This is a genomic window from Novosphingobium resinovorum, from assembly GCF_027922145.1.
GTDB lineage: Bacteria > Pseudomonadota > Alphaproteobacteria > Sphingomonadales > Sphingomonadaceae > Novosphingobium > Novosphingobium resinovorum.
Genome location: NZ_BSFC01000011.1, coordinates 626,243 through 639,115, shown reverse-complemented (window position 1 = coordinate 639,115; position 12,873 = coordinate 626,243). Strand labels below are relative to the sequence as shown.

At 66.1% G+C, this 12,873-nt stretch carries 12 protein-coding genes; 6 read left to right on the top strand and 6 right to left on the bottom strand.

Going from position 1 to position 12,873, the window contains the following annotated elements:
• Positions 1–126: 126 nt before the first annotated feature.
• The 4 genes from PKE80_RS08020 to PKE80_RS08005 form a co-directional block, all read right to left on the bottom strand.
• A complete protein-coding gene (locus PKE80_RS08020; RefSeq protein ID WP_271182018.1) occupies positions 127–831 on the bottom strand; it encodes a hypothetical protein in 705 nt (234 codons plus the stop codon).
• Positions 832–908: 77 nt separating this feature from the next.
• The gene (locus tag PKE80_RS08015) at positions 909–1,793 is read right to left on the bottom strand and encodes an MBL fold metallo-hydrolase (protein ID WP_271182017.1); all 885 of its coding nucleotides are present in this window, start codon (positions 1,791–1,793) and stop codon (positions 909–911) included.
• Between the two features lie 68 nt (positions 1,794–1,861).
• Positions 1,862–2,317, bottom strand: a complete 456-nt coding sequence (locus PKE80_RS08010; RefSeq protein WP_008833014.1) for a DUF1465 family protein — start codon at positions 2,315–2,317, stop codon at positions 1,862–1,864.
• 275 nt (positions 2,318–2,592) lie between these two features.
• Positions 2,593–2,793, bottom strand: a complete 201-nt coding sequence (locus PKE80_RS08005) for a YdcH family protein (protein ID WP_008833013.1) — start codon at positions 2,791–2,793, stop codon at positions 2,593–2,595.
• Positions 2,794–3,043: 250 nt separating this feature from the next.
• On the opposite strand from PKE80_RS08005, the gene PKE80_RS08000 reads away from it, so the two are divergent.
• From PKE80_RS08000 to tilS, 5 genes are all read left to right on the top strand, one after another.
• Positions 3,044–3,199: a YdcH family protein gene (locus tag PKE80_RS08000; protein ID WP_008833012.1), complete on the top strand. Its 156-nt coding sequence runs from the start codon at positions 3,044–3,046 to the stop codon at positions 3,197–3,199.
• Between the two features lie 143 nt (positions 3,200–3,342).
• Positions 3,343–5,619, top strand: coding sequence for a phosphoenolpyruvate--protein phosphotransferase (ptsP, locus tag PKE80_RS07995; protein ID WP_271182016.1), 2,277 nt, complete (start codon positions 3,343–3,345; stop codon positions 5,617–5,619).
• A gap of 152 nt (positions 5,620–5,771) precedes the next feature.
• On the top strand, positions 5,772–6,752 hold the full coding sequence (locus PKE80_RS07990) for a helix-turn-helix domain-containing protein (RefSeq protein WP_271182015.1): 981 nt from the start codon (positions 5,772–5,774) through the stop codon (positions 6,750–6,752).
• A gap of 189 nt (positions 6,753–6,941) precedes the next feature.
• Complete coding sequence (locus PKE80_RS07985; protein ID WP_271182014.1) at positions 6,942–7,934, top strand: tol-pal system YbgF family protein; 993 nt, start codon at positions 6,942–6,944, stop codon at positions 7,932–7,934.
• Positions 7,915–8,889: a tRNA lysidine(34) synthetase TilS gene (tilS, locus tag PKE80_RS07980; RefSeq protein WP_271182013.1), complete on the top strand. Its 975-nt coding sequence runs from the start codon at positions 7,915–7,917 to the stop codon at positions 8,887–8,889. The genes PKE80_RS07985 and tilS overlap by 20 nt, the downstream gene beginning before the upstream one ends.
• Here tilS and PKE80_RS07975 read toward each other — a convergent pair.
• Entirely contained in the window at positions 8,886–9,524 is a 639-nt protein-coding gene (locus PKE80_RS07975; protein ID WP_271182012.1) for a L,D-transpeptidase family protein, read from the bottom strand. The genes tilS and PKE80_RS07975 overlap by 4 nt on opposite strands.
• Before the next feature lie 162 nt (positions 9,525–9,686).
• Positions 9,687–10,304: a TetR/AcrR family transcriptional regulator gene (locus PKE80_RS07970; protein WP_271182011.1), complete on the bottom strand. Its 618-nt coding sequence runs from the start codon at positions 10,302–10,304 to the stop codon at positions 9,687–9,689.
• 111 nt (positions 10,305–10,415) lie between these two features.
• Here PKE80_RS07970 and PKE80_RS07965 point away from each other — a divergent pair, with 111 nt between their 5' ends.
• The gene (locus PKE80_RS07965; protein ID WP_271182010.1) at positions 10,416–12,761 is read left to right on the top strand and encodes a TonB-dependent receptor; all 2,346 of its coding nucleotides are present in this window, start codon (positions 10,416–10,418) and stop codon (positions 12,759–12,761) included.
• Positions 12,762–12,873: the final 112 nt, after the last annotated feature.

Genomic DNA, 12,873 nt, shown 5'->3' with positions numbered 1-12,873 from the left:
TCCCTGTTCCGCAGGAATGGGGAGGTGGCAGCCCGCAGGGCTGACGGAGGGGGCTCCCCCTCCACCACCCGCTATGCGGGCGGTCCCCCTCCCCATCGCTGCGCGACAGGGAGGACAGCTGGACATCTATCCCGCGAATTGCGCCGCGAACGCGACCCACGGCGGCGTGATCGCCAGCAGCTCGACAAGGACATGCGCCAGCACCACCGCCAGCGCGACGGTCACGGTGGCAGGATGGACCCGGCCTATCGTGCGCCGGTCGTGCCGCACGATCAGCGCGACCATGCCAAGCTGGATCGCCATCGACAGCCACTCGCCCCAGGGCATGATGAAAGGCATCGGCAGGACCCGGCCGAGCGCAGGGTCCATGATGAGGATGGTGGAGCCCAGGATCAGCCGCTTGTGCCAGTCCGCACGGCCGCGCAGCGCAACGGCGCCGCCGACCATCATCACGAAGATCAGCATCGAGACATGGATCAGCGCGAGAAAATAGGCCGGCGGGAAGAACGGAGGGAACATGCCGGTGCGAAGTCCGGCGAAGCAGGTCAGGCTGGTCAGCACGGCGATGGTGGGCAGCATGACTGCACTCGCCCAGCCAAGTCGTCGGTGCAGTTCCAGCCCGCTGCCGTTGCCCAGCAGCGCCTGCGTCGTCACGAGGGCGAGCCAGCCGAGCATGACCACGCCATGGACATGAAAGATTACCGGCACTTGCGTAACGGGCACGAAGCCGCGCAGACCGAATTGTGCAAAGGCGAAGACGATGAACAGGCTGAGCCCGATCGTCATCTTCGCCCAGAACGAGACGCGCGAAACCTGCGCTGCGGTTGCCATGAATTACCCTCCACCTTTCGATGGCGGTGGATAATACCGTGTTAAGTGTTATTGCGACAATACTTGTCGATGAACGCCTAATTCGCGGCGATCAGCGTCCATTGGTCTTCGCGGCGCGTTGTAATGCCGCGTTTTTCCAGATCGAGGAGGTGGGCCAGGACCGAACGCCCAGCGGCGGGCCAGAGCCTTTCGTCGACGCCCTTGTACATCAGCGGAACCATCGCGGCGATGGTGGTCACGCCCGATTCGATCTGGCGCAGGATCTGCCGCTCGCGCTGGCGGCGGTGGCCGATCATCCCGCGCACGAGCTGGCGCGGCTTTGTCACTTCCGGGCCGTGGGCGGGGTAGTAGACCACGTCCTGTTCGCGCTCGTAGAGGCGGGCGAGGCTTTCCATGTAGGCGGTCATGTCGCCGTCGGGCGGGGAGACGACGCTGGTGGACCATCCCATGACATGATCGCCGGTGAACAGCGCGCCGGTTTCCTCCAGCGCGAAGCACAAGTGGTTGGAAGTGTGCCCCGGCGTCGTGACCGCGCGCAGGGTCCAGCCTTTGCCCGTAACCACCTCGCCGTCGGCGAGCACGCGGTCGGGCGCGTAGTTCGCATCGAACGAGGCGTCGGCGCGCGGGCCGTCGTCGCTCAGCACCAGCGGCGCGCAGCCGACGATCGGCGCGCCGGTCAGCGCGGCGAGGGGGGCCGCGGCGGGCGAGTGGTCGCGGTGGGTATGAGTGCAGCAGATCGCCACCACCTTGTCACCGCCGATCGCCGCCATCAGCGCGCCCAGATGCTCGGCCTCGTCCGGGCCGGGATCGATGACGGCCACTTCGCCATCGGTGCCTACCAGATACGTCTGGGTACCGGTGAAAGTGAAGGGCGAGGGGTTGCGCGCCAGCACTCGGCGGACCAGCGGGCCGATGGTTTCGGCCACCGTGTAGGGCCGGTCGATCTCTGCAGCAGCGTTCATGGGCGCGATATGGGGTGGATGAAGCGCCGTGTCGACCTTGAGGGCGGTTATGGCACCGTTGAGTGCCGTTAGGTGCCGGTCGCAACCTCCGTCTCGATCCGTTCACGCAAGTGCTCGATCGCGCCGAAAGCCGCGGGTGTGGTCAGCCGCCAGAACTGGTCGAGGCGCAGCAGGCGGTCGTAGAACACCCGCGTCGCCTCGACGAGTCGGGCGGTGGCGGGCTCCAGCAGAAGGGCATGCGCAGGGTCCGACTGGCGCATCGCGGGCGACAGGCGGCCATGGCGGCGTAGCTGCAAGTCACTGATCTCGCCGATGAAATAAGCGCGGTGGTTAAGTAGCCAGGCGATCGCGTGCATCATCCGCGTGGTGGTGCGCAGCCCTTCGCTGGAGAGGGCGACACGGCCGGGATCTCCGTCGATCCGCCCGGACAACGTGAACGCCGCGCGCACTTCGTCGGACAGGACGAGCGCCTCGCAGTAGAGCGCCTCGACGATGCGCGGATTGATGGTCGCCGGTTTCGACATGGCCCTTCGTATTTCTTACCGTCGAATCGGCGGCAAGCGGGGCGAGTCGATAATCCCGGGCAAATATCGCGCTGTCCCTGAACGGCACGGCGGGAGGGTGAATGAAAGTTAATCCCGATCGTTAGGAAACGGGGTAAATCCTCCCTGTCGCGCAGCGATGGGGAGGGGGACCGCCGCGAAGCGGTGGTGGAGGGGAAGAAAACCCCTCCGTCAGTCGCTTTGCGACTGCCACCTCCCCATTCCTACGGAACAGGGAGGATTGAGCGATCATGCGATCATGCGATGATGTCGGGGATCAGGTAGTCCTCGATCTGCGCGATCTGGTCCTTGAGGCGCAGCTTGCGCTTCTTGAGTCGCGCGATCTGCAGCATGTCGCCGCCGCCACCCGCGTTCATCAAAGCATCGATCGCCGCGTCCAGGTCGCGATGTTCGACTTTCAGGATTTCGAGGCGCTTGCGCATTTCCTCTTCGGTCACGCCGGAATTCCTTAAGTATCAAGCCTGTGCACTGGCGGGACCGAATCCTGCCGAACGCATGATTCACGCACTTCACCGATATGAAGCAAGAGAGGTCTTCGCAAGGTGCTCCAGATGTGGTTCCTTGGTTTTTGCGCCGGCCCACCAGTGTCGAGTCGCCCGATCAGGTCGCTCGTCATGGCTCTTACGAGAGCACCGTTCGCAGTTTGCCGTAAGGCAAGGGTCCGGCCCCTATAAGGAGGAACGTCCAATGGATAATTCGCACGTCAGCGCTCTGCAGCTCAAGCATGCCGGTATCGAACGGCAGATCCACGAGGAATTGAGCCGCCCGATCCCTGATGCCGCGGTCGTCCAGTCTCTCAAGAAGCGCAAGCTTCGCATCAAGGAGGAGATCGGGCGGTTCTGATCGCCGATCTTCAGTCTTGTAGAGGGTCCTGAGCGCGGAGAATTCCACCGGACAACCGGGTAATTCCCGATATCACCCGCATAAGCTGAATCGACGGCATCCGCTGCGTTCCCAAAGCCATGACTTTGCGTTACGCCAGAAGAATGACCAGCGGAGCCGTCGAAGCAGCCCGAACCATTCTCACGAGCCTTCACGAGGTGATGGCCTCGCGCAGCAATGCGCAGACCAAGCTCAACAACGTGGTGGAAGTGATAGGCGAGTGCCTCGATAGCGAGGTCTGCTCGATCTATCTGCTGCGTGAGGGAATGCTCGAACTCTTCGCCACGCGCGGTCTTGCGCAGGAGGCGGTCCACGTCACCCGCATGGCGGTGGGCGAAGGTCTGGTGGGCTCCATCGCCGACCGGATCGAGACGCTGAACCTCGCCGAAGCCGCCGCGCATCCCGACTTCATGTATCGCCCGGAAACGGGCGAGGACAAGTTCCACTCCTTCGCCGGCGTCCCCATCGTCCGCCGCGAACGCGCGGTCGGCGCGCTCTGCGTCCAGCACGTCGAGCCGCGCCGCTACGAAGAGGTCGAGATCGAGGCGCTGCAGACGGTGGCGATGGTTCTGTCCGAACTCATTGTCAATGCCGACCTCATCGACGAGGAAGATGCGCGCGCGCTCACTGCCGCCCAGACCGGGCCGGAGCAGATGCGCGGCCTGACGCTGGTGAAGGGCCTCGCATCGGGCGTCGCCGTCTACCACCAGCCGCGTGTCACCATCGAGCACATCGTTGCCGAGGATACCGAGGCCGAGCGCCAGCGCGTCATCCTCGCCTTCGACCGCATGCGCGAACAGATCGACCGGATGGCCAATCAGGCCGAGTTCGGCATGGGCGGCGAGCATGACGAGGTGCTCGAGACCTACCGCATGTTCGCCTACGACGAAGGCTGGACGCGCCGCATCAACGAGGCGATCGACAGTGGCCTGACGGCGGAAGCGGCGATCGAGCGCGTGCAGCAGCGCACTCGCATGCGCATGCGCCAGATCGACGACCCGCTCCTGGCGGACCGCATGCACGACCTCGAGGACCTGGCGAACCGCCTGCTGCGGATCGTCTCGGGCCAGATCGGTACGGCGGCTTCGATGGGGCTGCGAAACGATGCGATCCTGATCGCGCGCAACCTTGGTCCGGCGGAACTGCTGGAATACGACAAGCGGCGGCTCAAGGGCGTGATCCTCGAGGAAGGCTCGCTCACCAGCCACGTCGTCATCGTCGCGCGGGCGATGGGCATCCCGGTGCTCGGCCGCGTGCGGGGCCTGCGCGGCATCGTGCGCGAAGGCGATCCGCTGCTGCTCGACGCCGATCAGGGCACGACGATGGTGCGCCCCTCGCCCGGCGTGGTCGAGGCGTTCGAGGCGCGCTTTGCGAAGAACCGCGAACGTCAGGCCGTCTATGCGGGCATGCGCGACGTGGCTGCGACCACGCTCGACGGCACGCGCATCAAGGTGATGATCAACGCGGGGCTGCGTGACGACGTCGCCAACCTCAACCTGACCGGCGCGGACGGCATCGGCCTTTTCCGCACCGAGTTCCAGTTCCTCGTTTCCGCCACGCTGCCACAGCGTGAGAAGCAGACGCGCCTCTACCGCGACGTCATGGATGCCGCCGGCGATCGCCCGGTCGTGTTCCGCACGGTCGACATCGGCGGCGACAAGACGCTCCCCTACTTGCGCCACGACGACGGCGAGGGAGAGGAGAACCCCGCGATGGGCTGGCGCGCGCTGCGCGTGGCGCTGGAGCGCGACGCGCTGCTCAAGGCGCAGGCCCGCGCGCTGCTGGAAGCGGCGGCCGGGCGGCCGCTCAACGTGATGTTCCCGATGGTTGCAGAACCCTGGGAATTCGACGCCGCAAAGGCCGTGTTCGACGGTCAGCTCGCCTATCTGCGCCGCCAGAAGAAGGTGCTGCCCGAGGCCATCCGCTACGGCGTGATGCTGGAAGTGCCCTCGCTGGCTGAACAGCTGGACCTGCTGGCGCCGAAGATCGCGTTCCTGTCGATCGGCACGAACGACCTCACGCAGTTCCTCTTCGCGGCCGACCGCTCGAACCCCAAGCTGGCCGAGCGCTACGACTGGCTGAGCCCGGCGATCCTGCGCTTCCTGCGCCGTGTCGTGCGCACTCTGGAGGGCACGTCGGTCGATATCAGCGTCTGCGGCGAAATGGGCGGGCGGCGGCTTGAGGCGCTGGCGCTGCTGGGCCTCGGCGTCCGGCGCCTGTCGATCACCCCGGCAGCGGTAGGCCCGATCAAGGAGCTTGTCGGCAAGGTCGATCTGCCCGCGATCACGGCGGCCATGGAGGGCTGGCTTGCGGCACCTCCGGCCGATTTACGCGCTGTGATGACCGCGTGGGCGGCGGAGCGGGACATTGCGATCGACTGATCTGAAGCCCTGCTTTGGGCTCGGCCGGGGCGGGATGATGATTTTGCCCTATAATTTTGACCGGAACAGGTAGGGCCTGATTGACATTATCCGGTCAGACGGTTTGGTTAGGCGCCGATCAGGTCGCATTTACCACGCCGAACGGAGCGGAATTGGAAAACGTCGAAACCCAGGGTCTTGCGCGTGGACCGCAGAGCGTCGGAAGTCAGCTTCGTGCGGGCCGTGAAGCGCTGGGCAAGAGCCGCGCGGACATCGCGTCGCAGACCAAGATCGCCGAACGCCACCTGATCGCGCTGGAGGAGGACCGTCTCGGCGATCTGGCCGCACGTACTTATGCGGTGGGTTTCGCACGTACTTACGCGCGCGCCATCGGGCTCGACGAGCGGATGATCGCTGCCAAAGTGCGCGAACAGCTCGATCACGATGCAGGTGAGCGCGTCGAATATGCGCCGAGTTTCGAGCCGGGCGACCCTGCGCGTGTTCCGACGCGGGGCCTCGCATGGGCGGCGGCGGTAGGTATCGTGGTCGTGGTCGGTGCACTCCTGTTGTTCTGGAGCAATTTCCTCTCGCCGGAAGGCCAGCTTCCCGATCTGGTCGCGGAGCAGGCTGCGGTTCCGGCTGCGCCCAAGGCAGCGCCACCCGCCGTGCCGCCCCCGGTTCCCGCCGCCGGTCCGGTTGTGCTGACCGCGACAGGAGACAGGGTCTGGGTCAAGGTGACGGATGCCGAGGGCGACCAGGTGTTGCAGAAGGAACTCGCAAAGGGCGAGAATTGGGCTGTGCCGGCTGGCGTTACCGGGCTGCAGTTGCGCACCGGGCGCCCCGATGCCTTGCAGATCACCGTTGGTGGAAAGGCGATCCCGCCGCTTTCGGCCGAGCCGCGCCTCGTTTCCGGCGTCTCGCTGGCGCCTGCCGACCTTCTCGCCCGGGGTGCCGGTTCGGCGGTTCCGGGCGGCGCGGGCGTCTCGCCCGCTGCTGGCCCTGCCGCGGCCATTTCCCCGGCTCCGGTCGCGACGCGCGCGCCTGCCATAGTGCCCACCCGCCGCCCGGTTCCGCGTCCTGCGGCTAATGCCGCCCAGCGCGAACCCGCCGAAGTGCCGACACCGGAATCGCTGCTACCTCCGACTGCGCAGTAAACGTCCAGGGTAGTAAGCGCCTGGAGAGGCCGCTTTCCACGACTTTCCGACCGCCCGCGCCTCGACAGGCGGGGGCGGCTCGGGCAACACCGTACTCGGTCCATTGGTTAATCCCCGGTTTCACCCACCGCTGCCATGGCGCGGCCATGGTTCGGGTAATGATGGTCCCGGCATGGAGATGATTTGGCGATGAAACGTACCCTTGGCGCAATCGGCGGCACCGCCCGCGCGCAATGGCTGGCCACGGCGGCGCTGGCATCGGTCCTGTTCGGCGCGGCTCCGGCCATTGCGCAGGATGCCAACACCAACTTGCGGCTCAACAAGGTAGAGGCCGAAGTGCGCGCCCTGCAGCGCAAGGTCTTCCCCGGAGCCGACGGCAAGTTCTTCGAGCCCCAGATCAACGCCGCTCCCACGCCGACCCCGACGCCCGGCGCGCCCTCGACCACGCCGCTTTCCGACGTTCTCACGCGGATGGACGCCGTCGAGGCGCGGATGGCGCAGCTGACCGCGCAAGTCGAACAGAACACCAACCGCATCGGCCAGCTCGAAGCCAAGCTGGCGGCGGCGGCTCCGGTCCAGTCCGATTTCGTGCCCGGCCCCGGGGCGACTGCTCCTGTAGCGTCCGGGCCTGCTGTTTCCGGACCTTCAATCTCCGGGCCGGCGCCGCTGCCGACGCCCGTGGCAGCCACGCCGCGTCCGACGACTGCACCCGTAGCGACCGCTCCCAAGCCGACGGCGCCTTCGAACTCGCGGATCGATGGGGTCAAGGCCATCGTCAAGCCACAGAGCGGCGATCCGGGCGAAGACGAATACAGCTATGGCTTCCGTCTTTGGGAAGCCAAGTATTATCCCGAGGCGCAGCAGCAGCTGAAGCTCTACCTCGAGAAGTATCCCAAGCATGCGCGCGCCAGCTTCGGCCGCAACCTGCTGGGCCGCGCTTACCTGGACGACGGCAACCCGGGCGAGGCGGCAAAATGGTTCCTGCAGAATTTCCAGACCGACAAGCGTGGCGATCGCGCCTCGGACAGCCTGTTGTATCTCGCCGTCTCGATGAAGCAGCTCAAGGACACCAAGCGCGCCTGTATCGCGCTGGCCGAATTCAGCGAAACGTATGCCGCCGAGGCGGCTGGACGACTGGCGGGCATCTACAGCACCACGCGCAATGGACTTGCCTGCAACTGAGATAGACCGCTTTCGCGTCGGCTTGTCCGCGATCTGGGCTGACCGGATCGAGGACGGGGCGGCACGTCTGGGCGTCGCCGTGTCCGGTGGGCCGGACAGCCTTGGCCTGTTGCTGCTTGCCCATGCGGCGCTGCCGGGGCGGGTGGAAGCGGCGACCGTTGACCATGGCCTGCGTCCCGAAAGTGCCAGCGAGGCGGAGGAAGTCGCTCGCATCTGTGCTGGTCTGGCAATACCTCACGCAACGCTGGCGGTGAACGTCGCGCCCGGCAACGTGCAGGCCGAGGCGCGGCTTGCGCGCTATGAAGCCATGGCGGGATGGGCGGCGGAGCGGGGCCTGGCCGCTCTGGCAACCGCGCATCATGCCGACGATCAGGCCGAGACGCTGCTGATGCGGCTTAACCGGGCCAGCGGGGTTGCGGGGCTTGCCGGTGCGCGCGGGCGGAGCAGGGTGCCTGACGCGGACTTGCTGCTGTTGCGCCCGGTGCTCAACTGGCGGCGCGCCGAACTGGGTGTGGTCGTGGAAGCGGCGGGGCTCGTGGCCGCGCAGGACCCGAGCAACGCCAACGATCGCTTCGATCGGGTGCGTATCCGCAAGGCGCTGGCAGAGGCCGACTGGCTCGATGTTGCCGCCATCGCTCAGAGTGCCGCCCATATCGCCGAAGCCGATGCTGCGCTCGACTGGATGGCGGCTCTCGAATGGCGATCCTGCGTGACGAAGGAGCCGATGGGCCTCAAGTACCGCCCGCAGGCGCCGCGCGCGGTGGCCTTGCGGGTGGTCGCGCGGATCGTGCGCGAACTCGACGGCGAGGATGCGCGGGGCGGGGCGATCGCGCGATTGGTCGATGGCCTTTCGCAGGGCCAGCCGGCCTCTATCGGCAAGCTGGTGGCGCGGCCCAACGCGGGCGGGTGGAGCTTTGCCAGGGCGCCGGTGCGCGCGCCGAAGCGGACGGGTTAACCCCCGACCAGGCTGTCGCCCATGCCGACCTGCTTGCCCTTGGTGATATAGACCTTGTCGCCGATCTTCGTGGTGTCGAACAGCTTCGCGGCGAAGGCGTCGGGCATGCCCACGCAGCCGTGGCTGGCATAGCCCAGCGCCACGTCGGAGCCGTGCAGGGTGATGCCGTCGTTGGTCAGGCGCTGCATGTAGGGCATCGGCGCGCCGGTGTAGATGTTGGAGACGTGGTCCTTGTCCTTCTGGGTGATCGGGAAGATCCCCAGGGGGGTCGGCTTGTCCGCGGTGCCCAGCAGTACCGCCGCCGCGCCGATCTCGTAGCCGCCGCGGAAGACCGAGATCACGCGGGCATCGAGGTCCACGGTGACGACGATCGGGCCGGGGGGCACGTCATGCTCGTTCCAGTGCCATTCGCCATATTTGATCGCGCCCTTGATCGGCAGGATGCGCTTGATGACGAAGGGCTCGTCCTTCGCGGGGACCGGCGGTTTTGCTGCAGGCTTTGGCGCGGGCTGCGCCAGCTTTGCTTCGGCCAGCGAGGCGGGGGCGGGCTTGTCGGGCTCGGACGCGACGATCAGCACGCCGGCGATGGCGGCAAGGGCGACGAAGCCCGAAGCGAGGAAGATGCGCGCGTCCACTTGGTAATGTTCCGATTCTTTTGGCGAATCCGCTTCTGGCAGGGCTGCCTTAGCATCGCGTAAATGGCTGTTAGGCGCCAGTATAAGTGGACAGAGAAGGAGGGAGGGCCGGGAGACTTGAGAGCGTAGCGAACTAGCCGGACGGGGCGGGCGCGCCGTAAGCTAACGTTTCACGATCCCGTCGCGCAGGATCGAGTTCGCCAGTTCCGCGATCTCCTCCGCCTCCGCATCACCCCACACCGCGTAGCGCAGGCCGAGGAACACGTTCATTCCCATGATCGCCCAGGCATGCGCCTCGCCCAGCCCTTCGCGTAATTCGCCCTTGCGGATGCCTTCGGAGAGGCGTTCGCGGATGCGGGTGGCGGTGGACTGGTAATGCTGGCGGAAGCTGGCCGGATCGACGAACTCGCACTCGTCGATGATACGGTAGATTTCCTTGTGCTCGGCGGCGAAGCGCAGGAATCCGGTCAGCGAGGCCCGTTCGGTCTCCAGTGCGGGCAGATCCTGCTGCCGGGCGCTCCGCGCAGCTTCGCGGACCTTGCCCGAGAGGTCGTCCACCAGCGCGCGGAAGATTTCGTCCTTGGAATTGAAGTAGGTGTAAAAACTGCCCAGCGCCGTTCCCGCCCGGCGGGTGATGCCGGTGATCGAGGCTTCGTGAAAGCCGTGCTCGCCGAACTCGACGGCGGCGGCGTCCAGCAGCTTGCGCAAGGTGCGCCGCCCGCGCTCGGTTCGCGGGGCCTTGGCGGCCGAACCTTCGGCAGGAGGCTTTTCTGTGCTCACGATGACACAGTTAGACCGGACCGTGCGCCATGGCAAACATTCAAAGTTGAAACTCGGTTCAACTATCAATATGAGGGGCGCCAACAAGAAGCGTGAATGGGAGTGACTGTGATGCGAAGGGTGCGATTCCTCGCGATTTCCTCAAGTGTGCTGGCTCTGTCGGGCGGCTTCATGACACCGGCGATGGCGCAGGACAGCGCCCCCGCAGCGCAAGCCGCTGCCGAAGGCGGCGACATCATCGTCACCGCGCGGCGCCGCGAGGAGCGGCTGGTGGACGTGCCGATCGCCGTCTCCAGCTTCAGCGGAGACCAGTTGGCCAAGTCCGGCGCGGTGGACATCACCGAAATCGCCAACGTCTCGCCCAACGTCACGCTGGAGCCCTCGCGCGGGACCAACTCGACGCTGTCGGCCTTCATTCGCGGCGTCGGTCAGCAGGACCCGGTCTCGGGCTTCGAGCAGGGCGTGGGCATCTACCTCGACGACGTCTACCTCAACCGCCCTCAGGCCGCCGTACTCGATATCTACGATGTCGAGCGGATCGAAGTGCTGCGCGGGCCGCAAGGCACGCTCTACGGGCGCAACACCATCGGCGGCGCGGTCAAGTACGTGACCAAGCAGTTGCCGCAGGAGTTCTCCTTCAAGGTGAAGGGCACTTACGGCAGCTACGACCAGGCGGACCTGATCGCCACCGCCTCTGCCCCGGTCAGCGACCTCATCCGCGTCGGCGGGTCGGTGGCGCGGCTGTCGCGCGGGGGCTTCGGCAAGAACCTGACGACGGGGCAGGACAACTACAACAAGGACATCTGGGCGGGCCGGGCCAGCGTCGACATCGGCGGTTATGGCGAGCCGGTGCTGATCCGCATCTCGGGCGACTACACCAAGGACAAGTCCAACGCGCGCGGCGGCCATCGCCTGATCCCTGGCTACGTCTCGGGCGCGCCGGTGCTGGACGACGTCTACGACACGCGCGGCGGCCTCAATGATCCGCGCCAGGTGGTGGAAGCCTACGGGCTGGCGATCAACGCCACTGCCGAACTGACTGACGCGCTGACGTTCCGCTCGATCAGCTCGTGGCGCAAGGACAACTCTGCCTCGCCGATCGACTTCGACGCGCTGCCCGCCGTCGACGTGGACGTGCCCGCCTACTACCGCAACGAGCAGATGAGCCAGGAAGTCCAGCTGCTGTGGGACGATGGCGGCATGGTGCAGGGCCTGCTGGGCGCCTATTACCTGACCGCCAAGGCCGACACCGACTTCGACGTGCGCCTGTTCACCGCGCTCAACGGGTTGACCGCGTTCACCCGCGCCAACGTCGATACCAATACTTTCGCGATCTTCGGCGACTTCACCTTCGATTTCACCGAGCAACTGAGCCTCGCGGTCGGTGGGCGCTATACCTGGGACGAGCGCAAGGCGCAGATCCTGCGGCAGAACTACCTCGGCGGCGGCTCGCCGGTATTCGGCGGGGCGGGAGTGCCGCTTGGCGCGCCGAACACCAACTTCTCTGGCAAGGCGAAGTTCGACAAGTTCACGCCGCGCGCCTCGCTCAGCTTCAAGCCAACGCCGGATCACAACATCTATGCAAGCTACAGCCAGGGCTTCAAGGGTGGCGGCTTCGACCCGCGCGGCGTCGGCGTCAACGCGCCCGCCGCGACGCCGGGAGCGCCCACCGATACCGAGATCGCCGATTACCTGAGCTTCCAGCCGGAGACGGTGGACAGCTACGAGGTCGGCTACAAGGGCAACTTCTTCGGCGGCGGGCTCTACATCGCGGCGGCCGGGTTCTACATGGATTACAAGGATGTGCAGATCCCGGGTTCGGCGGGCTGCACCGTGGGCGGGCTGCCGACGTTCTGCGGCGTGATCACCAATGCCGGCAAGGCGCGCTTCAAGGGCTTCGAACTGGAAGCCAATGCGCGGCTGGGGCGTGACCTGATGGCCTCGGGCGACCGGCTGAGCCTGTCGGGCGCGCTCGGCTACATTGATGCGCAATACAAGGAGTACATCACCAACATCGCCTCCACCCCGACCGACGTGGCGCAGTACCGCAAGGTGCAGAATACACCCAAGTGGACCGCCAGCGGCACGCTTGCCTACTCGACCCCGGTGGGCGGCGGCGATCTGGATGTCAGCGCGACATATTCGTACCGCTCCAAGGTCTATCAGTTCGAGATTCCCAACCCCTATCTCGATCAGAAGGGCTTCGGGTTGCTCGATGCCAGCCTCGTCTACACCGCCCCGGGCAGCCGCTGGAGCTTCGGCGTCCACGGCAAGAACATCCTCGACACGCGGTACAAGACCTCGGGCTACACGTTCTTGGCGACCAATCCGGTGACGGGCGAATTGCTGACGGCACCAAGCGGGAGGTTCATCCCTTCGCTGGGGACCGAGGGCACGCTGACCGCCTATTACGGCAACCCGCGGCAGGTCTTCGCGACCGCGACGCTGGCGTTCTGAGGGCGAGCACCGCATTTTCCGTCATTCCCGCGAAGGCGGGAACCCATCTCCTGACGGTGTCTGTTGCACTTCCGTCAGATGGGTCCCCGCCTTCGCGGGGATGACGGGATAG

Excerpts from the sequence above, each read along its gene's own strand:
- PKE80_RS08020 (WP_271182018.1), bottom strand. The coding sequence starts at position 831 with ATGGCAACCGCAGCGCAGGTTTCGCGCGTCTCGTTCTGGGCGAAGATG.
- PKE80_RS08015 (WP_271182017.1), bottom strand. The coding sequence starts at position 1,793 with ATGAACGCTGCTGCAGAGATCGACCGGCCCTACACGGTGGCCGAAACC.
- PKE80_RS08010 (WP_008833014.1), bottom strand. The coding sequence starts at position 2,317 with ATGTCGAAACCGGCGACCATCAATCCGCGCATCGTCGAGGCGCTCTAC.
- PKE80_RS08000 (WP_008833012.1), top strand. The coding sequence starts at position 3,044 with ATGGATAATTCGCACGTCAGCGCTCTGCAGCTCAAGCATGCCGGTATC.
- ptsP (WP_271182016.1), top strand. The coding sequence starts at position 3,343 with ATGACCAGCGGAGCCGTCGAAGCAGCCCGAACCATTCTCACGAGCCTT.
- PKE80_RS07985 (WP_271182014.1), top strand. The coding sequence starts at position 6,942 with ATGAAACGTACCCTTGGCGCAATCGGCGGCACCGCCCGCGCGCAATGG.
- tilS (WP_271182013.1), top strand. The coding sequence starts at position 7,915 with ATGGACTTGCCTGCAACTGAGATAGACCGCTTTCGCGTCGGCTTGTCC.
- PKE80_RS07965 (WP_271182010.1), top strand. The coding sequence starts at position 10,416 with ATGCGAAGGGTGCGATTCCTCGCGATTTCCTCAAGTGTGCTGGCTCTG.